The 23,436-nt window shown below is 41.4% G+C and carries 19 protein-coding genes and 3 pseudogenes; 15 read left to right on the top strand and 7 right to left on the bottom strand.

Features of this window, described 5'->3' with window-relative positions:
• Nucleotides 1-181: 181 nt before the first annotated feature.
• Nucleotides 182-1,582 carry a response regulator gene (locus HWQ58_RS32675; protein WP_292872136.1) on the top strand — a complete coding sequence of 467 codons (1,401 nt, stop codon included), beginning with the start codon at nucleotides 182-184 and terminating at the stop codon, nucleotides 1,580-1,582.
• Here HWQ58_RS32675 and HWQ58_RS32670 read toward each other — a convergent pair.
• A complete protein-coding gene (locus HWQ58_RS32670) occupies nucleotides 1,579-2,262 on the bottom strand; it encodes a response regulator transcription factor (RefSeq protein WP_292872134.1) in 684 nt (227 codons plus the stop codon). The two genes, HWQ58_RS32675 and HWQ58_RS32670, sit on opposite strands and share 4 nt — an antisense overlap.
• 151 nt (nucleotides 2,263-2,413) lie before the next feature.
• Nucleotides 2,414-3,526: a HAMP domain-containing sensor histidine kinase gene (locus HWQ58_RS32665; RefSeq protein ID WP_292872132.1), complete on the bottom strand. Its 1,113-nt coding sequence runs from the start codon at nucleotides 3,524-3,526 to the stop codon at nucleotides 2,414-2,416.
• Nucleotides 3,527-3,898: 372 nt separating this feature from the next.
• On the opposite strand from HWQ58_RS32665, the gene HWQ58_RS32660 reads away from it, so the two are divergent.
• The 6 genes and pseudogenes from HWQ58_RS32660 to HWQ58_RS32635 all read left to right on the top strand — a co-directional run bounded on the left by HWQ58_RS32660 (nucleotide 3,899) and on the right by HWQ58_RS32635 (nucleotide 11,432).
• Nucleotides 3,899-4,183: a hypothetical protein gene (locus HWQ58_RS32660; protein ID WP_292872130.1), complete on the top strand. Its 285-nt coding sequence runs from the start codon at nucleotides 3,899-3,901 to the stop codon at nucleotides 4,181-4,183.
• A 396-nt stretch (nucleotides 4,184-4,579) separates the two neighbouring features.
• Nucleotides 4,580-4,750 (top strand): annotated as a pseudogene (locus tag HWQ58_RS32655) (site-specific integrase); the annotation flags it as partial.
• A 214-nt stretch (nucleotides 4,751-4,964) separates the two neighbouring features.
• A complete protein-coding gene (kdpA, locus tag HWQ58_RS32650) occupies nucleotides 4,965-6,650 on the top strand; it encodes a potassium-transporting ATPase subunit KdpA (RefSeq protein ID WP_292872128.1) in 1,686 nt (561 codons plus the stop codon).
• A gap of 344 nt (nucleotides 6,651-6,994) precedes the next feature.
• Complete coding sequence (gene kdpB / locus HWQ58_RS32645) at nucleotides 6,995-9,100, top strand: potassium-transporting ATPase subunit KdpB (protein ID WP_292872126.1); 2,106 nt, start codon at nucleotides 6,995-6,997, stop codon at nucleotides 9,098-9,100.
• A gap of 511 nt (nucleotides 9,101-9,611) precedes the next feature.
• The gene (gene kdpC, locus HWQ58_RS32640; RefSeq protein WP_292872124.1) at nucleotides 9,612-10,214 is read left to right on the top strand and encodes a K(+)-transporting ATPase subunit C; all 603 of its coding nucleotides are present in this window, start codon (nucleotides 9,612-9,614) and stop codon (nucleotides 10,212-10,214) included.
• 60 nt (nucleotides 10,215-10,274) lie between these two features.
• Nucleotides 10,275-11,432, top strand: a complete 1,158-nt coding sequence (locus HWQ58_RS32635; protein WP_292872122.1) for a universal stress protein — start codon at nucleotides 10,275-10,277, stop codon at nucleotides 11,430-11,432.
• 4 nt (nucleotides 11,433-11,436) lie between these two features.
• On the opposite strand, the pseudogene HWQ58_RS32630 reads toward HWQ58_RS32635, so the two are convergent.
• A pseudogene (locus tag HWQ58_RS32630) lies at nucleotides 11,437-11,874 on the bottom strand (carotenoid oxygenase family protein); the annotation flags it as partial.
• Between the two features lie 129 nt (nucleotides 11,875-12,003).
• Entirely contained in the window at nucleotides 12,004-13,416 is a 1,413-nt protein-coding gene (locus HWQ58_RS32625; RefSeq protein ID WP_292872120.1) for a folate/biopterin family MFS transporter, read from the bottom strand.
• A gap of 276 nt (nucleotides 13,417-13,692) precedes the next feature.
• On the opposite strand from HWQ58_RS32625, the gene HWQ58_RS32620 reads away from it, so the two are divergent.
• The 3 genes from HWQ58_RS32620 to HWQ58_RS32610 are packed head-to-tail and all read left to right on the top strand — an operon-like array spanning nucleotide 13,693 to nucleotide 16,833.
• A complete protein-coding gene (locus tag HWQ58_RS32620) occupies nucleotides 13,693-15,501 on the top strand; it encodes an ABC transporter ATP-binding protein (protein ID WP_292872118.1) in 1,809 nt (602 codons plus the stop codon).
• 52 nt (nucleotides 15,502-15,553) lie between these two features.
• Nucleotides 15,554-15,982, top strand: a complete 429-nt coding sequence (locus HWQ58_RS32615; protein ID WP_292872116.1) for a hypothetical protein — start codon at nucleotides 15,554-15,556, stop codon at nucleotides 15,980-15,982.
• A gap of 59 nt (nucleotides 15,983-16,041) precedes the next feature.
• Nucleotides 16,042-16,833 carry an ATP-binding protein gene (locus HWQ58_RS32610; protein WP_292872114.1) on the top strand — a complete coding sequence of 264 codons (792 nt, stop codon included), beginning with the start codon at nucleotides 16,042-16,044 and terminating at the stop codon, nucleotides 16,831-16,833.
• Nucleotides 16,834-17,137: 304 nt separating this feature from the next.
• Here the strand turns inward: HWQ58_RS32610 and HWQ58_RS32605 are convergent, their stop codons facing one another.
• Nucleotides 17,138-17,494, bottom strand: coding sequence for a hypothetical protein (locus HWQ58_RS32605; RefSeq protein ID WP_292872112.1), 357 nt, complete (start codon nucleotides 17,492-17,494; stop codon nucleotides 17,138-17,140).
• A 49-nt stretch (nucleotides 17,495-17,543) separates the two neighbouring features.
• Nucleotides 17,544-18,926 (bottom strand): annotated as a pseudogene (locus tag HWQ58_RS32600) (cytochrome P450).
• A gap of 239 nt (nucleotides 18,927-19,165) precedes the next feature.
• On the opposite strand from HWQ58_RS32600, the gene HWQ58_RS32595 reads away from it, so the two are divergent.
• From HWQ58_RS32595 to HWQ58_RS32585, 3 genes are read left to right on the top strand one after another with little or no spacing between them, the layout of a single operon-like run.
• A complete protein-coding gene (locus HWQ58_RS32595; RefSeq protein ID WP_292872110.1) occupies nucleotides 19,166-19,798 on the top strand; it encodes a ParA family protein in 633 nt (210 codons plus the stop codon).
• Nucleotides 19,799-19,800: 2 nt separating this feature from the next.
• Nucleotides 19,801-20,547: a hypothetical protein gene (locus tag HWQ58_RS32590; RefSeq protein WP_292872108.1), complete on the top strand. Its 747-nt coding sequence runs from the start codon at nucleotides 19,801-19,803 to the stop codon at nucleotides 20,545-20,547.
• Nucleotides 20,548-20,575: 28 nt separating this feature from the next.
• Nucleotides 20,576-20,965 (top strand): tautomerase family protein, encoded by a 390-nt coding sequence (locus tag HWQ58_RS32585; protein ID WP_292872106.1) that lies wholly within the window; start codon nucleotides 20,576-20,578, stop codon nucleotides 20,963-20,965.
• A gap of 207 nt (nucleotides 20,966-21,172) precedes the next feature.
• On the opposite strand, the gene HWQ58_RS32580 is transcribed toward HWQ58_RS32585, so the two are convergent.
• Nucleotides 21,173-22,066, bottom strand: a complete 894-nt coding sequence (locus HWQ58_RS32580) for an alpha/beta hydrolase (protein WP_292872104.1) — start codon at nucleotides 22,064-22,066, stop codon at nucleotides 21,173-21,175.
• Nucleotides 22,067-22,340: 274 nt separating this feature from the next.
• On the opposite strand from HWQ58_RS32580, the gene HWQ58_RS32575 reads away from it, so the two are divergent.
• Nucleotides 22,341-22,652: a BMC domain-containing protein gene (locus HWQ58_RS32575; protein ID WP_292872102.1), complete on the top strand. Its 312-nt coding sequence runs from the start codon at nucleotides 22,341-22,343 to the stop codon at nucleotides 22,650-22,652.
• Nucleotides 22,653-22,734: 82 nt separating this feature from the next.
• A complete protein-coding gene (locus HWQ58_RS32570; RefSeq protein WP_292872100.1) occupies nucleotides 22,735-23,082 on the top strand; it encodes a carbon dioxide-concentrating mechanism protein CcmK in 348 nt (115 codons plus the stop codon).
• Nucleotides 23,083-23,436 lie beyond the last annotated feature (354 nt).

The following is a 23,436-nucleotide window of genomic DNA, read 5'->3' as shown; positions in this document are numbered from 1 at the left end:
TCATCAGGTTGCCAAAGGTGATAACTGGCCAATAGCTTCGATAATCTGCAAAACTCTCCAGCCACGTGAGAGTTAAACTATAAATATAAGTATTTCGGTGAAATCGGTCAACAAATTTTAGGGTGATTTTAAAGAAGAATTTACTATCCTCAATAATTATACGCATAACTTTTGATCAAAAATGCATTTTAATCAAACTAACCATCAGAAAAAAAATATTTTGGTGGTCGATGATACCCCAGATAATTTGCGGCTTTTATCGGCGATGTTGACTGCACAAGGTTTTGAAGTTCGCAAAGCCTTAAACGGAAAAATGGCACTGACTGCATGTCAAATGGTTTTGCCCGATGTGATTTTGCTGGATATCAATATGCCAGGTATGGATGGCTACCAAGTTTGTCAACAACTAAAAGCTGACGATAAAACTAGTGAAGTCCCAGTAATTTTTATTAGCGCTCTGGATGATGTTGTAGATAAGGTAAAGGCATTTGATGTTGGTGGTGTAGATTATATTGCAAAACCTTTTCATGGTGCAGAAGTAGTGTTGCGAATTGAAAATCAGATTAATTTACGTTTGCTCCAAGTTAAACTGCAAGAAAAAAACTTTTTACTCCAACAGGCTCTTGACAACTTAAAAGCTTCTCAAGTTCAACAAATTCAGAACGAAAAGATGGTGGCACTGGGACAGTTAGTAGCTGGGCTGGCTCACGAGATTAATAACCCGATCAGTTTTATTTATGGAAATCTCCAATATGCTGGTCAATATGTGGAAGACCTAATAAATATAATTGAAGTCTATCAGCAGGAATATCCCAAACCCACACCAAAAATTCAGCAAATAGCCAAAGATTTAGACCTAAATTTTATCATTAAAGATTTACAAAACCTGATAGGTGCAATGTATAGAGGCTCTGATCGCATCCGGGAAATTGTACTGGCGCTACAACATTTTTCTCGGCATGATGAAGCAGAGATAAAACGGGTAAATATTCATGAAGATATCGAAAATACTTTGGTAATGTTACAACATCGGCTCAGGGAAGCAGCCGATCGTCCGGCAATTGTTGTAGTGAAAGATTATGGTAACTTGCCCCTAGTCACTTGTTATGCGAGTGAACTAAATCAAGTATTTATGCATCTATTGAATAATGCTATTGATGCAATAGAAGAGGGAATGAGGAATCAATTTCCAGAAGAGGGAATGGGAAATGAGGAATGGGGAATGGGGAATCAATCTTCTACTCCCTACTCCCTACTCCCTACTCTCCAAATTCGGATTCATACAGAGGTGACAGACTTGAATCTAGTCAAAATTGCGATCGCTGATAATGGTCTTGGTATTGAAGAGTCGTTGCGATCGCGTTTATTCGATCCATTTTTTACAACAAAACCTGTGGGCAAAGGTAGTGGGCTAGGATTATCTATTAGCTATCAGATTATCGTCCAAAAACACCGAGGAAATATTAGTTGTACCTCATCTGCTGGCAAAGGAGCAGAGTTTGTGATCGAAATTCCTGTAGAGCAACCTGATATCTCATCGCAATTTTCAAAATTGGAAAAGGGATTAGGGACTGGGGATTAGGGATTGGAATTAATCAACAATTCTGGTGCTACCAATCCTTTTTGGATAGCTAAGACTGCGGCTTGGGTGCGATCGCGTACTTCTAGTTTCTGTAAAATAGCATGGACATGAACCCGCACTGTACCAGGGGCAATGTAGAGAATTTCAGCAATTTCTTGATTGCTTTTGCCAGCTGCTACTAGTGCCAAAATTTCTTGCTCCCGCTTCGTTAAAGGATTTTCTAAAGATTCCTCAGTTTTTGCAGACTGCACCGCCATCGAATTGCCCTCAAAAGCGGCTCTAATTTCAGTTGTTGCCGTTTGATCCCACCAAGAAGCGCCCGCAGCAACCGATCGCACTGCCAATATCAAAGACTCAGCCGGAATACCTTTAAGGCAGTAACCTTGCGCCCCGGCGGCAATTAACCGCGAAATCAGGGGTTTTTCAGAACGAGACGTTAAAACAAGAATTGGTAAATTTGGGTGCTTCTGCTTGATTTGGCGACAAGCCTCAATCCCGCCAATTCCCGGTAAACCTATATCCAGCAAGACCAAATCCAGAGGATAGTGATTTGCTAATTCTACAGCTTGTTCCCCATCTTCTGCTTCTGCAACAATCTCCAAACTGGTTTCTTGTTGCAACCGCATCCGCAAACCAAGCCGAAACAATTCATCATCTTCAACTAGTAAGATTTTTGTCATTGGTAATTGGGCATTGGGCATTGGGCATTGGGTAAAACAGTTCCGTTAGCTTTTTTCGGGGCGTTTAGGCCGTTCCTAGTTCCCAGTTTTGATTAGAGAACGTTAGATTCCCCACTTCTTTATTCAGCACTCAGCACTCAGCACTCAGCACTCAGCACTCAGCACTACTACTCCCCGGTGGCGGACAAGCTGGCAGTCGGAAACCAAACAGTGCGCCGCGTGGTGAGCGATTCTCTGCCCAAATTGTACCCCCATGAGCAGTAATAATTTGCCTGGTCAAATAAAGTCCTAGCCCAGAGCCGGAGACGTGGCGATCGCTATTTCCTTGATAAAATCTCTCAAATAAGTGAGGTAACTCTTTTTCGGTAATGCCGGAACCAGTATCGAGTATTTTTACCACTTGATCGCTAGAATAACCTTCAAATACTACTTCCACTTTACCGCCACGAGGGGTATGGTTAATGCCGTTACTCAAGAGATTGGTGAAAACTCGCCCAACTTGTAAAGAATCGCCATTTACCCAGAGAAAGCTGCGAAAATCTGATTCGCCATAGTGCAGAGAAATATAAACCTGACGTGTTTTCGCTAGTTCAGTCAGGGTAGCAACGATCTCTTCCGCCACTGTCACCAAGTTAACAGGTGATATCTGTAGTTTCAGCCCTTCGGCATCATTGCGGTACACATCTAAAAGTGTTTGGACTAATTGCAGTGTACTGCCATGACTACGAGCCATTGTTTGTAAGACTTTTGCTTGCATGGGCGTGATTTCACCGAATTGCTCATTTTGAAAATATTTCAGCGTTTCAATTGCTCCTAATAGGGGTGTTTTCAAATCATGCGTTAGGGTGGAAACAAAATCTTCACGCATGATCGCTAGTTGTTCTTGGGAGCGTAATTGTGCTTGAGTATAAGCGATCGCTTCTTCATTGCGGTGATTGCGATCGCTTAACCAACCTGTTACCAACAACGCCAATACTGCAATCAACCTATTTGCCAACGTTGGAGAATTAATCATTTCTCCTCCGGGAATAAACAAATTCAACAATGTTAATCCTGTCGCTGCAAGAGTGATCCCCAAAACCGCTCCCCGATTCAATCGAGAATCTGCTAATAAAATCGTCCCTGTGTAGAGGTAGCCAAATACGTACTCAGAGGGTGTCAAATATTCCAGTATGATCACGATCGCAAAGGTGATCGCTATTAGCCCATAGGTCTTTCCCCGCTCATTTATAGCTTCTTTCATAGTCAATAATCGACTTAACATCGTCATTTATGATTTACTAAAAATCTGTATAACTATAAAGTTAGCCCTTTCAAGGTGACAAACGAAGATACGTTGTTTCAGCGCTACCATCTTGAATCCTCCGCTCAGATTTTGGGCTTTTTGAAAGTTGAAATAACCAACCTTCGTTCCAAATTTCACCACCTTGAAAGGGCTAGTCCTGAAATATATTTGGGACATAGTACCGTCAGCGCGATCGCGCCTACCGCTCAATAAATAGGAATTAATAAGATTAATTTGAACTCTGTTGAGTCCCATCAAAATATTTCATTCCGATGAAGGAAGTATAGTCTTTATGACTTCAACGCCGCTGATGACCTGATTCAGCTATCGGCTGATGGTTTTAATGGCGAGGTGTCAACTGATGACTATGGTTTTGATGGCGAGCTGTCAATTGATGACCTGATTCAGGTATCGGCTGATGGTTTTGATGGCAAGCTGTCAACACCTTTACTCAAAGCGGATCAGTTTACTATCGGAACATCTGCAACCACTAGCGTTCAACGATTTATCTACAACGACATTACAGGTGCATTGTTCTTTGAGGAAGACGGTAGCGCATCTAAGTTTACTCAAGTAAAATTTGCAGAATTATCAGCTGGATCGTCACTAACCGAAAACAATTTTGTGGTTGTTTAATTGTCTTTAGCGTTTTACCATTACTAAGCAGTATGTGTTGCGAGGTGTTATTTTCAGCACTTCGCATTCGATTGCTCAATGCAAGTCATTTTCAGCGGCGATCGCTATTCTTGCACAGATATAATGAACTGTATACTTGTCAATACGAAAGAGAACTTTTAATTAATTTATAACCCACCCGGTACAAGCGAAATCAAATCAATTTCTAAATCAATTTTGCGACCATTGCCTTTGCGGTTAACGTACAATTTTCCCAAAATGCCACGATCGCCCCTAATGCAGTAATTGGAGATATATAGGAGCGATGCCTACGGCGGTAAGCTACGCTAATCTCACTCAAGTAATTCTGACTAATCGGGGTCAAATCGTTATAATCTGTAGATCGCAGGCTTTCTGCGTACTGCCTTAACCCAGATGAGTAACGCTGGTATCTAACTGCGGGTAATTCAGGAAATCTCAGGGCATCGGAATTTAAAGCAGTTCGAGAGATACTTAGAAGTGTGTAACCCTCAGGTATTGGGGGCGGCAGCGGCGTTGTCAATGTTGTCAATGCAATGGAAAATCTGAGTGCGTAAGTTCTGCAAACTAGGAAAATGTATTGTATAAACAAATAATCCTAACTAGTGAAATAGATAAATTAAGAGTAAAAATTAAATATTCTTAACAAAAACTTGAACAATTATCTGGAAAATAGTGATAACTGAAAATAGTAAATTCCTCAAAATCTGTTATTTCTAAAAATTGGCTTGCTAGGACTTAAATTTAATTTAGCGCGAAATATATGGGACAAGGTTTTTTGCAAATTGGCTTAACGCTGTGTATTGTCATAGCAATCACTCCATTATTCGGAAAATACATAGCGCGTGTCTTTTTGGGAGAAAGAACACTGCTTGATTTTTTAATGAACCCTATAGAGCGGAGTATGTTCGTACTTGCGGGTGTTCGGAGAAAAGATGACATGACGAGTTGGCAGTATATCCGGGCCATACTTTGTTTTAACTTTCTTATGGGTATTTCAGTGTATTTTCTGATATATTTTCAGAGACTCTTACCCTGGAATCCAAACGGCTTCGGCGCGCCCAGTTGGGATGTATTGTTGCATACAACGATTTCATTTGTAACAAATACCGACCAACAACACTATGTTGGTGAGACAACTTTAAGCTATTTTAGCCAGGTAGCGGCTTTAGGCTTTTTGATGTTCACCTCCGCAGCCACCGGTTTAGCCGTGGGAATTGCCTTTATTCGCGGCTTGACAGGTAGAAGATTGGGAAACTTTTACGTCGATCTCGTGCGTGGAATTACGCGAATATTGCTGCCGATTTCGATTATTGGTGCGATCGCTTTGCTGGTAGCAGGTGTACCACAAACATTAGCTAAGACTATGGATGTGACAACCTTAGAAGGTGGGACGCAATATCTGGCCAGAGGCCCAGTGGCATCCTTTGAAATGATCAAACTTTTGGGCGAGAACGGCGGCGGCTTTTTTGGCGTCAACTCAGCTCACCCCTTTGAAAATCCCAATGGCGCTTCTAATTTGACAGAAATGCTCGCCATGATTTCTATTCCAGCAGCCTTGATTTACACCTACGGTATATTTGCTAATAACATCAAACAAGCTTGGCTACTTTTTTGGATGGTATTTGTGATTTTTGTAGTTCTGGTGGGAGTTACAGCCGTGGGAGAACTACAAGGTAATCCCCTAGTTAATACTGCTTTTAGATTAGAACAACCCAATTTAGAGGGGAAAGAAGTTCGATTTGGTTGGGCACAAACAGCATTTTGGGCAGTGATGACTACTGCTACTATGTCTGGTGCTGTGAACGGGATGCACGATTCTCTGATGCCCCAAGGAATATTTTCGACTCTCTTCAATTTATTTATCCAGGTTATCTGGGGTGGTCAGGGAACTGGAACAGCTTACTTATTTATTTACTTAATTCTCACAGTCTTCCTAACTGGACTCATGGCAGGACGTACCCCAGAGTTTTTAGGACGCAAAATTGAAAAGCGGGAAATCGTTCTTGCCAGCGTAGTGCTGCTGATTCACCCAATTCTAGTTTTGATTCCCAGTGCGATCGCCTTAGCTTATCCGATCTCCCTATCTGGAATTAGCAACTCTGGCTATCACGGTATTTCTCAAGTAGTTTATGAATATGCCTCAGCAGCAGCAAATAATGGTTCGGGCTTGGAGGGATTGGAGGATAACAGCCTGTGGTGGAACTTGAGTACTTTAGTTAGCCTAATCGGAGGACGCTACATTCCGATGATTGCCATCCTGCTGCTAGCTGACGGGATGTCTCGCAAACAACTAGTACAAGAAACCCCTGCTACTTTAAGAACTGATTCTCTAGTATTTACTGGGATCGCGGCAGGAGTAACGCTGGTTTTGGGAGTATTGACTTTCTTTCCCGTTCTGGCTTTAGGCCCCATAGCTGAGGGTTTGAAACTAGCATCTGGCAGTTAGAAAAGTTATGAGTTATAAGTTTGAAATTAAGAAAATATCAAAAAATAATTCAGGAGGCAGGAGGAAGGAGTAACCCAGACTTAAAAGTGTGAGATTGAAGCAAGAAAGGTTTATATCTTGCACATACGCATCTCGTACCAGTATCAGATTTTTTAACTGGGTAATTACTTAGAATTAAAGTTTTCATTTGTACTTCTTTCCTCCTGGCTCCTGCCTTATCTTATAAATTATCCGGTTTCGTAGGATGCGTTACTAACGCATCCTAAAGGTTGGATATTTTTTTATTAGAAGTTCCTATAACTCCTAACTCCTAACTCCTAACTTCTCACCTCTAAACTTTATTCATGAATCAAGTGGCAACTAACTTCAAAGCTAGACGCCCAAGTTCTCGTTCTGGCGATCGCCGCCAAAAACGTAAAAAAACCAGGGCAAATAATAAGTGGCTGTACTTAAGAGCAATTAGAGATGCTTTTGTCAAGCTCAACCCTAAGTATGCAATCAAAAATCCAGTAATCTTTGTGGTTTGGGTAGGGACAATCATCATCCTATTGCTCACGATCGATCCCAACCTATTTGGCCCAGCCCTTCAAAAGAACCCGCAAGTTTTCAACGCCTTGTTGTCGGGGATTTTATTCTTTACAGTTTGGTTTGCCAATTTTGCCGAAGCAGTGGCAGAAGGACGGGGTAAAGCCCAAGCCGATGCCTTGCGGTTAACAAAGTTAGAGGCGATCGCGAAAAAACTTGCTGCCGATGGCACAATTAGTGAAGTTTCATCCACCAGCCTCAAACAGGGCGATACCATCTACGTCGTTGCTGGCGATATCATCCCCGCCGATGGTGAAGTAATCATGGGTGTTGCCTCAGTGGATGAATCAGCAATTACTGGAGAATCTGCACCAGTATTAAAAGAATCAGGCTCCGATGTTGCTAGTTCCGTCACTGGTGGGACGCGGATTATCTCAGATGAACTAATTATCCGGATCACGACTGACCCAGGCAAAGGCTTTATTGATCGAATGATTGCCTTGGTAGAAGGGGCAGAACGCAGCAAAACACCCAATGAAATTGCCCTCACGGTATTGTTGGCAGTTCTTAGCTTAGTGTTTTTGCTAGTTGTAGTAACCTTGCCTGCACTTGCTTACTATATCAACAGTCCAGTCAGCATCCCAATTTTAATTGCCCTATTAGTAGCGTTAATTCCTACTACCATTGGCGGCTTACTAAGTACCATCGGTATTGCTGGTATGGATCGAGTTGCCCAATTTAACGTCATTGCCACATCAGGACGAGCAGTGGAAGCCTGTGGTGATGTCAACACTTTACTTCTTGACAAGACAGGTACAATTACCCTCGGCAACCGTCTGGCGGAAGAGTTTATTCCTCTCAACGGTCATTCAATGTCAGAAATTGCTAATGTTGCCTGGGCAGCTAGTGTCTTTGACAATACACCAGAAGGTAAATCTATTGTCCGATTGGCAGAAAAGTTGGGCGCGCGGTTTGATTTTGACTCTAGTCAGGCAGAAGGAGTTAATTTTTCCGCTAAAACCCGGATGAGTGGCACGAATTTACCTGGTGGGTATGAGGCCAGAAAGGGAGCAGTAGAAGCTATTAAAGGATTTGTCCGTTCCCGCAACGGACGCGATGTACCAGAATTGGATGCTGCCTACGAAAGAGTTTCTCGCTTGGGAGGTACACCCCTAGCAGTTAGCTTAGATAACGAAATCTATGGAATTATTTATCTCAAAGATATAGTTAAACCTGGTATCCGCGATCGCTTTGAGCAACTGCGACGGATGGGAGTGCGTACCATCATGCTAACTGGAGACAACCGAATTACCGCTTCTGTCATTGCCAAAGAAGCTGGAGTTGATGACTTCATCGCTGAAGCCACACCAGAAGACAAAATCAGTGTCATTAAACAGGAACAAGCCGCAGGCAAACTGGTCGCCATGACGGGAGATGGAACTAACGATGCTCCAGCATTAGCCCAAGCTAACGTCGGCGTGGCGATGAATACAGGAACGCAAGCTGCAAAAGAAGCCGCCAACATGGTCGATTTGGACTCCGATCCCACAAAGCTGCTCGATATCATTAGTATTGGTAAACAATTGTTGATTACTCGCGGGGCATTGACGACATTTTCCATCGCTAATGATATTGCTAAATACTTTGCAATTATCCCAGTGATATTTGTCGCTGCTAACTTGCAAAGCCTGAATATTATGAATTTGACTAGCCCTAAATCTGCTGTACTCTCAGCATTGATTTATAATGCTTTGATTATTCCCGCTTTGATTCCCTTAGCATTAAAGGGAGTGCGGTTTAGACCGCTGACAGCTAATCAGTTACTCCGACGCAATATCTTAATTTACGGCTTAGGTGGGGTGATTGCGCCGTTTATTGCAATTAAGTTGATTGATGTACTGATTACACTTGTGGGCTTGGCTTAAGAAAATGTTTGAAAAGTATTAGGCGAATATAATTCGCTACTAGACAAAGCTTAGTCCGCAAAGGTGGACTAAGAAAGAGAAAATCAAGGTTTTCAAACCCACGGAAGTTGGTTTTGTCTGTATAGTCGCAAATTATATTTGCCAGTGCTAGTATATTTTGCGACTTTTAAAACATCCCCTAAAAACAGCAAAAGTATAGACGATGGGGAAATAAGCGCATCTTAACCAAAGTAAAATAATAAACATTTTTACTTTTACCTGTTGAGAGGTGGAACAAGAAGAATATGAATAAACATCGTTTTTACTCAGTACTGCTTTGGCGATATCCTTTATTTAGTCGCAATGGCATAAACAACATTTACTACTCGCTATTTTTATTCTGCTGTGCTTGAATGTGGTAACTGCACCAGTTGTTTATGCTGTTGCTGACAGCATCTTGTAATATCCTGCTAGGTAGGCAAAAGAATTAAAAATTAAAAATTCAATTCTAGGCGCAATTGGAAAACTTTTTATGGCTATTATTCGAGAAACCATCAGAGCAATTTTTATAACTCTAATGCTTTGGTTGTTGACTGCAATCATCTATCCGCTGATAATCCTTGTAGTGGGTCAAGTTTTTTTGCCCTATCAAGCTAATGGCAGCATCATGCGGAATCTAAATAATGAACCAATTGGTTCCGCTTTGATTGGTCAGGTGTTCACATCTGAGCGATATTTCCATTCTCGTCCTAGTACTGTTAGATATAGCCAAGGAAAAAAAGCCAAGCCAACCGGCATATCTGGAGCTAGCAATCTTGCTGCAAGCAATCCAGAACTACTGAAGCGGATTTTAGAAGAGGCAGATAAATTACAAGAGGAAAATCTTCAACCGATAGCTGATATAATTTATACCTCTGGTTCTGGTTTAGACCCGCATATTTCCTTGAAAGCAGCACGGCAGCAATTGACGCGGGTTGCTGGTGCACGGGGAGTAAAAGAAGAAGAGATCCTACGTTTAATTAATAAGTATACTGATGGCAGATTTTTATGGATTTTTGGCGAACCGGGAGTCAATGTTCTCCGATTGAATTATGCTCTTGATTTGCAAGACATTAATCGTCAGCAAAATCAGTAAATGGGCATGGAGCGTGGGGCATTGGCAATGATGGTTTTCCCATGCAATAGGAGTGCATAAATGTCAGATAATACTAATATTAGTTCGGCTGGGAATGCGCCTTTAAATTCTGCAAGTTACTCACTTTATCCGGCACGACGGCGGGGTAAGCATAAAATCTTTATTGGTATGGCTCCTGGAGTAGGCAAAACCTACCGGATGCTGGAAGAGGGACACGCATTCAAACATGAAGGAATTGATGTTGTCGTTGGGCTTTTGGAAACCCACGGACGTAAGGAGACAGCTCAAAAGTCAGAGGGACTGGAAATTGTACCCCGTAAGCAATATCCTCGGGATGAGTTGACGCTGACGGATATGGATACAGATGCTATTTTAAAGCGATCGCCCCAATTAGTCTTAATCGATGAACTTGCCCATACCAATGTCCCTGGTTCTCCACGCGAAAAGCGCTACGAAGATGTAGAAGTAGTTTTGGCAGCCGGGATTGATGTCTACTCCACAATGAATGTGCAACATCTGGAAAGTCTCAACGACCTAGTAGCCAGAATTACAGGTGTGGTAGTCCGCGAGCGTGTGCCTGACAGAATTATGGATGAAGCAGATGAAATAGTGGTAGTTGATGTCACACCGGAAACACTGCAAGAACGGCTATTAGAAGGCAAGATTTACGCACAGCCAAAAATCCAACAATCCCTCGATAATTTTTTCCAACGCCGTAACCTGATTGCTTTGCGGGAGTTGGCTTTGCGGGAAGTGGCAGACAACGTGGAAGAAAATGCGATCGCCTCTACTCCCAACGGACAATTTTGTAATATTCACGAGCGGGTTTTGGTGTGTGTTTCCACTTATCCCAACTCAGTGCAATTGTTACGTCGAGGTGCAAGACTAGCTAACTATATGAACGCGCCGCTTTATACCTTGTTCGTAGCCGATCCAGAACGCTTCCTTACCAAAGAGGAAAGTTTACACATCCATACTTGTGAGAAACTTTGTAAAGAATTTGAAGGTACTTTTCTTCGTATTACCGACGGTAATATAGCTAATGCGATCGCCCAAGTCGCCGAGAAATATCGGATTACCCAAATTGTAATTGGTGAGAGTCAGCGATCGCGCTGGCAAATGCTCCTCAAAGGATCTTTGACGCAAAAATTGGTGCGCTTGCTCAAAAACATCGATTTGCATATCATTGCCAGCGAAAAAATGGTTTCACCCAAATAGGGGATCAAACTTTCACAAAAACCTCAGAAGTAAAGCTCCCATGCAGACCATAAGGGATATGATGCTTCAGATGTAGCCGCGCGTAGGCGCGAAGCGACTTGTCGTCAGACATCGCTCCTTTAGAGAAATCACCAGCATCCAAAATTACCAAATCTGAGCGGTGATCGGCAGCATCATAAACCAAAGCTAATATCCAACCAGCATCTTCCTTTTCAGAATCTGGGCGTGGGACAAAAATCGGTTCACTTACAAAACCACGGGGTGCAGCACTCCAAAGTTGTCTTTCTCCAAACTCTAAATCAATTTTCAACAATGCTTGTAAGGGAGCATTACCAGTGTTTGCATGAGCCGCACCTATATATAGATATCGATAAGGGTGTCCCACATTCGCCGGATGTATGCTGGGAAATTCACAACAACGCCCATCAATCAATTCCTGCCGTTCTTACGTCCCCCAATAAGAGTTAAGTGGTTCCCCTTATTGATTGGGTCGAATCCCCCTTTCTGTTCCTTCTCCCCTGCTAAGAGCTCCCTGCTCCCTTGCCTCTTTTTCAATGCGATATTTATTACACTATTCCACTATTTTCGACTCTGGTTCTCTCAGTACTAACTCAGACATCAAATCTGGCAAAAACGCTTGTTCGTTATCTTTGGGTGTCTCAGTTTGCTCTTCAGCAGGTAGCCATTTGATAAATGGTAGGGGTAACAGCGTGCTGAGGTTAGTAATTACCACCAATAGCCAAAGTGACTCAAAGTTTGTTGCAGTGATCCCCAGCCAATAGGTGATTAATGCCCCGAATGCATGGGAAATCGTTCCGGCTGAATTATAGATTGACATTAACAAGGCAAATAACGTCGCTTCCACACCAGAAGGACAAAGCCTTGCTGCTAGCACCATCACTTGCATAAAGGCAATTTTCCCCATCACAGTCAGAATCAGGCTATCACCCAAACTAAACCAGTGGTCATCTATACCCAATAGCCTGTTTGTGTGAGTCACCAACAACAGCATCGTCATCCCCAAAATTGACGAAAGGACAGTACTCCAAGCAAAAATCACGCGAAAAGGGATGTTTTTGAGGAAACGTTGAAAAATCCAAACACCTGCCAAAGAAGCGAAACTTCCCACCAAGTTTACTCGCCCCAAAAATTCTGGTTCAAAGTGGAGTTCGTTGGTAGCAAAGTAGAAAAAGGCTGAGTCAGCATTTGGGGTAGCTTGCCAGATGAAGATAAATGCTGTTGGTAGCCAAATTGTTTTTTGGCTAATGGCTTGGCGTAGCTGCCCCAGTTGATGTTTGATTGGTAAAGGGTTGGTCTGATTACTATCTTGAGTATCCTGGCTGACGGGGGACTCAGCAATTAACCAAGCTACCCCTGAAACGATCAAAGGAAATAAAGCGGTAATCCCAAAGACAGTACGGGTAGTAAAGTATTGGAGTAGTAGACCGCTACAGTAGGCTGTTATTAAACCTCCGATCGCCGAAGCACCCCAGCACAGAGATTGTAATGAACCAGCTTTTGCTTGCGATTCGCCCCTGGCTCGTTCTACAACTAGCGAGTCAACGATGACATCACTCATGGCGACAGAGAGAGAACCTAGAGCGATCGCTAATGTAGCTGCCCAGCTAGTATGAACTATTGTGGCCAGACTTATCCAAGAAGCAGTTCCCAATATCCCGGATAAAATCAAGTAAGGACGGCGACGATAGCCAAATATAGGCAAGCCATCAGAGATAAAACCAAACACCGGCTTGATCATCCAAGGTAGGAAGACAATTCCCAATAGCGCCGATACCTGGACTGGACTCAGGAGTAGTTCATCTTTGAGAAAAAAGCTAACGGCTAGACGCGATAGCCCTAAAATTCCTTGGACAAAGTAAACGGTGAGAATTGCAATTAACTCCGCATTCGGTTCATTACCCAAGAAGAGTTTTTGTGTTATCGAGTCTTTGACCTTGGACAAGCCAGATGATTGATCTACCATTCGATAAATATTTTTTAAATTTTGTTTACTTTTCTATCATATCGATTCTGAGGAGATAGGTTTTTTCTCACCTTTTTCCTTTTGTTTCTTCTTTGAGTATTATTTAAGGCTTTCTTCTAGCAAGATGTTCTCGTTTCTGATTGGCTATTCGCCTTTGAATTTGGTACATCGAATACAGTTCTCATTAGTTCTGTCTAAATCAATCTTCAGACTCAGGACTTAGGACTCAAGACTTTGTTCCGTGGTAATATCAGTCACACGAAACCGCAAAAAGCCGTGGCTACTGCATTAAAATCTCATCGGGCATCAAGAAGACGTAAACATTCAGCGCATCCTCTCCAGCGTTTGCTTGAGTATGGACATCAGTATCGTAAACAAATTTGGCTGGCGACTACTTATTCTATCCTCAATAAATTTTTCGATTTGGCACCACCCGGCTTAATTGGCGTGGCGGTGGATGTGGTAGTTAAGCAACAGGATTCCATAATTGCACAGTTGGGGGTACGCGATGTCTTTGGACAATTTTTGATTATTTCCTTCCTGACTGTGATCATTTGGATACTAGAATCGGTTTTTGAGTACGCCTACGCTCGACTTTGGCGGAATTTGGCTCAGAATATTCAGCATGACTTGCGTTTGGATGCATACAAACATTTGCAAGAGTTGGAATTGGCTTATTTTGAAGAACGCAGCACTGGCGGTTTAATGTCTATCCTCAGTGATGATATTAACCAATTAGAGCGGTTTTTGGATGGGGGAGCGAATGATATCATCCAAGTTTCTGCAACTGTTCTAATTATTGGCGCTGCTTTCTTTATTTTGGCTCCTAGTGTAGCGTGGATGGCTTTGTCACCAATGCCATTTATCCTCTGGGGTTCTTTTGCTTACCAACGACTACTTGCACCTCGCTACGCTGATGTCCGCGAAAAGGTGGGTTTTCTCAATTCGCGGTTGTCAAACAATATCAGCGGAATTACTACTATTAAAAGCTTTACGGCTGAAACTTATGAAGCCTATCGTTTGGAATTAGATAGTGACGCTTATCGTCGTAGTAATAGGAAGGCAATTACTCTTTCTGCTGCTTTTGTGCCGTTAATTCGGATGCTGATTTTAGTGGGTTTTACGGCATTACTGTTGTATGGCGGGATGGCAGCAGTTTCTGGAGAAATGTCTGTAGGTACTTACAGCGTATTAGTGTTTTTAATTCAGCGTTTGCTGTGGCCTTTAACTAGATTAGGCGAAACATTTGACCAATATCAAAGGGCAATGGCTTCTACTAATCGAGTTATGAATTTATTGGATGCTCCTATCGCTATTCATACAGGTGATGTATCTTTACCTGTGAATGAAGTGCGCGGGGAAGTGCAATTTAAAAATGTTTATTTTGCCTATAAAGATAGATTTCCAGTAATTAAAAATCTGTCTTTGGATATTCAGGCGGGGAAAACCATTGCAATTGTCGGTTCTACTGGTTCTGGTAAAAGCACTTTAGTCAAACTTTTGTTGCGGTTGTATGAGGTGCAAACGGGAAGCATTACTCTCGATGGCATTGATTTGCAAAGTTTGAATTTGCAAGATTTACGCCGTTGTATTGGTTTGGTGAGTCAAGATGTGTTTCTATTTCATGGCACTGTAGCTGAGAATATTGCTTATGGCAGCTTTGAAACTACAGAGCAAGAAATCATCACGGCGGCGAAGGTGGCGGAAGCGCACGAATTTATTATTAACTTGCCCGAAGGTTATGAGACAATTGTCGGGGAAAGAGGACAAAAGTTATCTGGTGGACAAAGACAACGGATTGCGATCGCACGCGCAGTTCTCAAAAATCCCCCGATTCTGATTTTAGATGAGGCTACCTCGGCGGTGGATAATGAGACAGAAGCAGCAATCCAGCGATCGCTAGAACGGATTACAGTAGATAGAACTACAATTGCGATCGCTCATCGTCTTTCCACTATCCGCAATGCCGATTGCATTTATGTCATGGAACATGGGAAATTAGTAGAGTCGGGAACCCATGAGCAATTGCTAGAGAAAGACGGTATTTATTCCGGCCTCTGGCGTGTACAGTCAGGCTTAAGATAACTTTCGCCCCTTCTTTCTGTCTTCATTACGAATTACGAATTACGAATTATTTATGTTTTTTGGTAATAGTCAACCAGAATCAGGTGATACTAAGTGGCGTCGCCAGTTGGATAAGTTTGTCAAAGCAAATCAGCAAGAATTGGCGGCGCTGTTTTGGGGATTGTGGTTAGCAAATGGTGACAGTCAGGGTACTGTTGGTATTGATTTGCAACCAACGCCGCATTTTGTTTATTGTCCGAAAGAGCAGATAGAGAATTTAAATATTAAGGTTGATAATCGGCTTCAGGAAATTTTGGGAATTGTTGAGAATCACAAGCCGGATGTGGAAGTTGTGATGATTGGGATTGGGAAAGGGGAAATTAAGTTAATTCAGTTTGCACCGGAACCAGCACCGCCAATTTGTTTTGAGCAAGCTGGGAAAGATGTGGATGGATTATTGGATGTGCTGGAACAACGGATGAGCGGTCATTTTTTAAGCTAATAACATGATAAATAGTATTTTCCTAATTAAACTTTTATACCATAAAGGTCGATTTTTATATGTCCTCAAACACTAAGCAAACTAAAAGCTGGAAAGAAGATTTTGCTCAGTTTTTTGAATCTCCAAGTCGAGAAACGTTGCGTGAATTACTCCGCAACACTACAGGAGAATATGATGAGCTAGACTTTAAAAGTGAACTTGTTCCAGATGATGAAATAGCCAAGAATATTCTTGGTATGGCTAATAAATCCGGTGGTGCAATTATTTTTGGTGTTGAGGAGAAAAAAGAAGATAATAGCTTTAACTCTAAGGGATTGTCCGACTTAAATGATAAAACTGAGTTTAAAAATAAAGTTGAAAAATATCTTCCGTCTCAGCTAATTTTTGATGTTATAGATTTTTTATACGAAGAATCAGAATATCCAAAACTAAAAGGTAAACTATTTCGGGTTGTGATTATAGAATATAATCCACGATATATTCCCTTTTTGCCTAAGAAAGATAGTGATAAAATTAAGCGTTATCACATATTTATTAGACACAACACTAGTACTATCGCTGCTGAATATGAACATTTGCAAGATATTTTCAATCGTAGAGTAGAAACGACATATTCCTCTACTACAGAAATGTCTCTAGCTGAACACCTTGCTCAATTGAAAGAACTATATTCAATGATACAAAAAAACAAACCTGATTCGGCTTTTGCTTTGGACTTTTTGGGAAATAGATATTTTACACAGAAAAATCCATATTATCCAAAAGAAGAATATGATGCTTTTATTAGTAGAATGATTTCTGTAAAGAAGGAAGTAATAGAAGCTATAATCCAAAGAAAAGAACCTTTTTAAAATGGAATTTAAAATAAAACAGCTTATGTGAGTTGAAGGCTGAAATAACGTAGTCTCGTTCATAAGCCTAGAGTTTACAATTCAAGTTAAGCTGAAACCTTTAATATTGCTTGAGAATTTTTAATTCACTTAAGGCGTATAAAGTGCAGTCAATACTATCAAGTATGCACGCAATGAGTATATGTAAATTTTCCCTAATCGCACTGACTCAGAAAAAGCAGCAGGTTAAATGTAAAAAAACTCTGTGAGGCGAGCGATATGTTTAACTTGTCCACTTAAGACTTCAGAATTGTATCTCAAGCATTTAATAATCGATATCTAAAAGCCAATTTTCATCAATAAACTCTAAATTCTCATTGTAAATAAGAACAAAATCGCCTAGCTTTTGAGTGCCATCAACAGCAGAAGCTATAAGGATAAACTTTAGTTGTAAAAAACGTTCTTTGTAGGTAACGCCAATAGAGCTACTAACTAATTCCGCTTCTAAAATACGAGGCAAAGTAATTGTTTCATAATATTTATCTTGTTCATCCCAGTAGCCGCATATTTTATAATCAGATAGTATTAGATGTTTTTTAACAAGATTATTAGCATCTAAAGTTTCTAATATTTCAGTTAAATCTCGCCAAACTTGATGATTTTGTAATTCGTGTTTTATCATAGTTATTACCCCATAGTAGGGTGGGCATTTTAATCCCCACCCTCGTTGCTTAAACTAACGCTGGTGTATTTGCACGCTTTACTTGAGGTGTTGCAACCATCCGCATTCCGGCTGGTGTAGCTAAAGTTAACCCACGGCGCACAGGACGCACGGGACGTTTATTCATTAACGAAACTTGAAGTTCTGACAAAACAGTTGCCAAGACAATTTTCATTTCATACTGGGCAAATGCCATTCCAATACACCGACGATTACCGCCACCAAAGGGTAAATATTCATAAGGTGAATATTGTCTTCCTAAAAAGCGTTCTGGTTTGAACTGCTTGGATTGTGGTTAAACTTCTTCCCGATGATGCGCTAAATAAATACTGGGGACTATTGCCGTTCCCTCTGGCAGTTCGTAGCCCATAATTGTAATTGGGTTCTTCACAATCCGCACAAAAGCAGTCATGGCAATTGGGTAAATTTGCAATGTTTCTTGGCAAACTGCTGTCAAATAGGGCAATTTAGCCACACTACTCAAATCGGGGTTAACTCCAATGGTGTTGAGTTCCTTTTGCAACTTCTCACGCACCTCTGGTAAACTATCAATCCAGTAAAAAGCCCATGTTAATGCCGAAGCGGTAGTTTCATGTCCCGCAACTAGCAGCGTCATTAACTCGTCGTGTAATTCTTCATCTGACAGCCCTTGACCATCTTCATAACGAGCTGCCATCATCAAACTCAGGATATCTTGGCGATTTTGACCGAGTTCAGCCCGACGTTCTCGAAGCAAAGCATAAATAAGTTGATCGATTTTTTGCCGTTGTTGCAGAATCCAACCCCAAGGACTCCATGCACCAAAATCTTTTTGGATGAATTGGAAGAAGAAGGCGCTGGACATTACAGGCGAACTGATGAAATCTAGTAAATCACTTAGCGATCGCCTCAATTCCTCAAACAGCTGTCCTTCATTCAAACCAAATACAACCCGGAGAATAACACGTAAGGTGATTTCTTGCATCGACTTACGGATATTAAAAGGCTTACCAATTTGCCATTCATTACTTACCTGTTGGGTTATTTCCCGAATTTCCTCGCCGTAAGCCCGCATTCTTTCGCCATGAAAGGGAGGAGCTAATAATTGCCGTTGGCGCTGGTGGCGATCGCCATCTGATAACATAAAGGAGCGATCGCCAAGTAAAAATTTTAGTCCTATGTTCCCCCTGCCGACCTCAAAATGCCTAGAATCAGCAGTAAAAATCTGCTCAAGTGCTTGGGGTTGACTAAAATACACAAGATGGTTATCAGAGCGATTACTCCTGATAGTGAAAGTGTCACCGTAGATTTGGGCAAAATCATCCACATATTTCAGTGGCTGACTAACAAACTTGATCATCCTTAGCCAGCGCGGCATTTGGGGTCCATCAGGCAAATTGTAAGTTGTTGTCATAGAATTTTGTGGAGTTGATGGCTTCTGAATTTTATTGTTACGACTTTTCATGTTACTTAGGGTTACAGAAAGCGGTATATTCATCATTGGGGACTAGAGACTGGAAACTGGGGACTGAAAAAGAAGACAAAGAGGATAATAATAACTCTTGTACAGACGCGATTAATTGCGTCTGTACTCCTAACTCAGCACTCAGCACTTCATTCTCAGCACTCAAAAGGCAGCATCGGAAGCAAGCAGTGCCAAAAATCATCGCTATTCTCAACGGTAAAGGAGGAGTCGGTAAAACGACTACCGCAGTCAATCTGGCTGCAAACTTTGCGAAGAAAAAAAAGGTGCTGCTGATTGATGCAGATATTCAAGGTTCTGCCAGTTGGTGGTTTGGGCGTAGTCAGCAGGGAATGGGATTTGATTTATCTCAAGAAACCGATCCCGCACTTTTAGGTGATTTAGCAAAGATAACAGGTTACGATTTAGTAGTGGTAGATACACCTCCCGCGCTACGCTCTGAAGCATTAGTGGCGGTAGTTGCGATCGCAGATTATCTAGTTTTGCCTACACCCCCAGCCGCAATGGATTTAGCAATCCTCGTGGAAACAGTCAAGGAAGCCGTCATCCCTGTGGGAACCCCCCATCGGGTATTGCTCACCAAAGTCGATACGCGCAGTCTGGGGGAAGCACAAGAAGCAAAAAACACTCTGACTCGCTTAGGTATTCCTACTTGTAATACCTTCATCCGTGCCTATAAAGCTCATGAGCGAGCAGCACTCGAAGGTGTAGCGATTACTCAATGGCGAGGAGGAAATGCACGGGAGGCGGAATTAGACTACCGCCGTGCAGCTGATGAATTACAGCGTGATTGGAGAAAATAATAATGGCTAGGAAACAAAGTCTCTCTGACTTACTACAAGAAGAGGCACAAAAATTTACACCCCCAGAAGGTGAATCTGCGATCGAAGTTACAGCTGAAAAAATTGTTGAAGAACAGGCTGCATCTGATGAGGAATCGTCAGGACAACCACTTGAGCCAACTTCTACTAAGCGCACAAGTTCCACTAAGGCTGATTTAGAAGCAACTGTCAAAGACTTGACGAGTAATCTAGAAACAAGTCACAAAAAAGAAGCATCTCTTGGACAAGAAATTACTGATTTGCAATCAAAATTATCTAAACAAAAAACATTTGTATCAGAACAAAAATCATTACTAGAACAGCTAACAAAAGAACTTGACGAAACCAAAAAAACAGCACTGCAACTAGCAGAAGCGAATTCCAAGCTGATCGAAGAAATTAATGCTTTAAAACAAACAGCAGAAGATAATTCTAAACTTGCTGTAGCTGTCAAAGAAACTAATGCTATAAAACCCGTAAAAGAACAGTACAATCCATATAACTACAAAAAATCACATCTTTCATCAGAAAGACTAGCTCAAAATCAACCAGATGACTATGCTGGTAGTGTTGTAAAAGAAACTAGTGCTATAAAACCAGTAAAAGACCACTACAATCCACTTAACTACAAAAAATCACATCGGTCATCGCAACCACTAGCTCAAAATCAACCTCAAAATCAACCAAATGAGTATCCTGATAGTTCTAATGAGATGTGGTTACTTGACTAGAGTCAGTTAATCAGTCAGGTAAAGGTTAATGGTACAAATCAAAATCTATGGCACTGCTTCATTTATCCGTCATTCTCGCAGTGCCATTTCTGACGCAATTCATTCTTGTGTTGTTGAAGCTCTAGTATATCCTCAAGACAAGCGTGTCCATAGGTTTTTTCCTCTCGAACCCGATGATTTCATCTACCCTATCGGACGTTCAGAGAAATACATCATCATTGAGATTAGTATGTTTGAGGGACGCACTACTGAAACGAAAAAGAAACTAATTAGGTTGTTGTTTTCTTGCTTATCTGAACAAGTTGCAATTGCACCTATAGATATAGAAATCACGATTACAGAAACTCCAAAACACAACTGGGGTATCCGGGGAACAACAGGAGATGAATTAAACCTAAATTACCAAGTGCAAGTCTAAATCTTTGGAGTTTGTAGAGTGGGCATTGTAATGGCATTGTAATGCCCACCCTAATGCAAGACAGGTTTGCAATCGCTCTAGCTACATTCCCTAAAATTCTGTGAAAGTAACACGATTAAAGAGAAAAATAGTAGCTATCACAGAAGCCATTAGTAACAGATGAAAAACTTTTCAGATCGGCGTTACAGAAAAATTATTGAGAGTTGGCTATCTTTCAACTCGAAAGTCTAAAATATGCCGCGCGGTGATTTGTGGTTGTTCCAAGTGTGGGAGATGACCACAATCTTGAATCCAGTTGAGAGTACTGTGTGGAATTGCCCTTTTAAATTTCATGGCATCCTCAGTACCCAAAATTTTATCGGAATTGCCCCATAAAATTAATGTTTGTTGCACAATTTGTGATATTGTCTCAAGTCTAAATGCACTGTAACCACCACTTTTAGTGAAAGAAATCAGAGCTTGATGCCAACTCGGCATTTGTAAGTGTAATGCTCCACAACATAAGGCATCAATAGAGGCAAGAGTTTGATTTTTATATCCAATGCGGGAAACGCGATCGCGTACCTTCAGATTACTCAAAAACTGAGTTGCTAAATAATCTAATGGGGGAAACATGAATTTGCTCAATGGCGAACCACCTGCTAACCCCGCACTGTCAATTAACACCAGCTTTTTGACTGTTTCTGGGTAAGCCAGCGTAAAATCAATCGCTGTCGCACCCCCCATTGAAGCACCCACCAAAATTACAGGTTGGTTAATTAGGCTTTTCCAGAAATAATAAAGATGGGTTTTAATCGCAGTTGGGCTATAAGCAATTCCTGAAAGTCTATCTGTAAATCCAAAACCCAACAAATCCACTGCCCAAGTTTCATTATCTTCAGAAAGTAGTGGCAAAAGCCGCCGAAATTCTAATACAGAACTGTCAAAGCCGTGAATTAATAAAATCGGAGTTCCACCACACCCTTGCTTGACATAAGTGGTGATAACTGGTTGATTAGTTAAAGGAGTAGCGATCGCAGTTGTTTGAATACTCCGAGCTAGTGCGATCGAAGTAGATTCTGTCAGTTGCCCAACTGCCGTAGGAAGAAAATTCGGAAACATAAATTTCAGTTTATCGTACTAGCTTGCTTCCACGCATAACTGATTTTGTTAAACAATAAAGTTACACAAACTAAGATGCTGAGGTATTATTTGTAATATATAAAATATAAACCAGTGGGCTATCAAAATATTCTAACTCCCAAAAGACGCGATAAATCGCGTCTCTACTCCCCCAAAAAATATGGCATCAAAGAAAGTTTTCCAAAATGTCAAAATGGGGACTAAAGCCACGTACAATTAAAATCGCTTATCCTTTAATCCAGGAGCTAATGCCATGCCAATGGCGGTTGGCGTAATTGAAACTTTAGGTTTTCCGAGTGTCTTAGCAGCAGCAGATGCAATGGTCAAAGCTGCCGAAGTCACAATTGTGTATTATGGTCAAGCGGAAAGCGCTCGCTTGTTAGTCGCCGTCCGGGGACACGTTTCTGAAGTAAATAGAGCTGTTGAAGCCGGAATCGCAGCTGGAGAGGAAGTAAAAGTTGGTACAGTAATTACCCACTACATCGTTCCCAATCCCCCAGAAAATGTCGAAACCATATTACCAATCCATTTCACTGAGGAATCAGAACCTTTCCGCATCTTCTAAGCAATTTTGCTATTCATTATCTGTAGCGAAGCTTCGTACAATTAACTTGTAGCCCCCAGTTTATTCATACAGGAGATTAATAATGTCATTACAGGCAATTGGAGCACTTGAAACGAAAGGTTTTCCTGCGGTGCTAGCAGCAGCAGATGCGATGGTAAAAGCTGGTCGAGTTACCCTTGTTGGTTATATCAGAGTAGGTAGCGCTCGTTTTACAGTTAATATTCGTGGCGATGTTTCTGAAGTAAAAGCCGCTATGGCTGCCGGTATTGAAGCTGCAGAAAATGTTTATGGCGGTACCCTAGAATCCTGGGTGATTATTCCTCGTCCCCATGAAAACGTTGAAGCTGTTCTACCAATTGCCTACACAGCACAAGTCCAAGGGTATCGAGAATCTGTAGAAAATCCGATTGTTAGATCGAACAATCGATAGATTTAACCTCCTGCAGGGGAATTCAAAACAAAAAATTCCCATAAATGAATTTAAAGAGAAGTTTCTTGTCAGACTTCTGATTATCAAAACTTTAGAGAATTACATTCTTTCTGTTTTTAGATTTTGCATAAGTTAAATTTTGAAGCAGAAGGAAAACAACAGTCAGAGTCAATAGTCAAAACCAATATTGACTGTTGACTATTCATTTTTAGGAATATAAAAGCTTTAAGAATAACTTAGCAATATTAAAGGTGTAGTTGTGACTGAAGCTAGTTTAAAAAAAATAAATTTGCCTATCATCAATCTTTACTATCCAAAATAGCGTAGGCGTAGCCCGTCGTAGACATCGCTACA

It is taken from the genome of Nostoc sp. LPT (assembly GCF_017115165.1).
In the GTDB taxonomy this organism is placed as follows: Bacteria; Cyanobacteriota; Cyanobacteriia; order Cyanobacteriales; family Nostocaceae; genus Nostoc.
The sequence above is the reverse complement of the archived record's forward strand: the minus strand, read 5'-3'. Positions and strand labels throughout refer to the sequence as shown.

What these genes read in the sequence shown, in the direction of transcription:
- HWQ58_RS32675 (WP_292872136.1), top strand. Translation starts at nt 182, where the DNA reads ATGCATTTTAATCAAACTAACCATCAGAAAAAAAATATTTTGGTGGTC.
- HWQ58_RS32670 (WP_292872134.1), bottom strand. Translation starts at nt 2,262, where the DNA reads ATGACAAAAATCTTACTAGTTGAAGATGATGAATTGTTTCGGCTTGGT.
- HWQ58_RS32665 (WP_292872132.1), bottom strand. Translation starts at nt 3,526, where the DNA reads ATGTTAAGTCGATTATTGACTATGAAAGAAGCTATAAATGAGCGGGGA.
- kdpA (WP_292872128.1), top strand. Translation starts at nt 4,965, where the DNA reads ATGGGACAAGGTTTTTTGCAAATTGGCTTAACGCTGTGTATTGTCATA.
- kdpB (WP_292872126.1), top strand. Translation starts at nt 6,995, where the DNA reads ATGAATCAAGTGGCAACTAACTTCAAAGCTAGACGCCCAAGTTCTCGT.
- kdpC (WP_292872124.1), top strand. Translation starts at nt 9,612, where the DNA reads ATGGCTATTATTCGAGAAACCATCAGAGCAATTTTTATAACTCTAATG.
- HWQ58_RS32635 (WP_292872122.1), top strand. Translation starts at nt 10,275, where the DNA reads ATGTCAGATAATACTAATATTAGTTCGGCTGGGAATGCGCCTTTAAAT.
- HWQ58_RS32625 (WP_292872120.1), bottom strand. Translation starts at nt 13,416, where the DNA reads ATGGTAGATCAATCATCTGGCTTGTCCAAGGTCAAAGACTCGATAACA.
- HWQ58_RS32615 (WP_292872116.1), top strand. Translation starts at nt 15,554, where the DNA reads ATGTTTTTTGGTAATAGTCAACCAGAATCAGGTGATACTAAGTGGCGT.
- HWQ58_RS32610 (WP_292872114.1), top strand. Translation starts at nt 16,042, where the DNA reads ATGTCCTCAAACACTAAGCAAACTAAAAGCTGGAAAGAAGATTTTGCT.
- HWQ58_RS32605 (WP_292872112.1), bottom strand. Translation starts at nt 17,494, where the DNA reads ATGATAAAACACGAATTACAAAATCATCAAGTTTGGCGAGATTTAACT.
- HWQ58_RS32590 (WP_292872108.1), top strand. Translation starts at nt 19,801, where the DNA reads ATGGCTAGGAAACAAAGTCTCTCTGACTTACTACAAGAAGAGGCACAA.
- HWQ58_RS32585 (WP_292872106.1), top strand. Translation starts at nt 20,576, where the DNA reads ATGGTACAAATCAAAATCTATGGCACTGCTTCATTTATCCGTCATTCT.
- HWQ58_RS32580 (WP_292872104.1), bottom strand. Translation starts at nt 22,066, where the DNA reads ATGTTTCCGAATTTTCTTCCTACGGCAGTTGGGCAACTGACAGAATCT.
- HWQ58_RS32575 (WP_292872102.1), top strand. Translation starts at nt 22,341, where the DNA reads ATGCCAATGGCGGTTGGCGTAATTGAAACTTTAGGTTTTCCGAGTGTC.
- HWQ58_RS32570 (WP_292872100.1), top strand. Translation starts at nt 22,735, where the DNA reads ATGTCATTACAGGCAATTGGAGCACTTGAAACGAAAGGTTTTCCTGCG.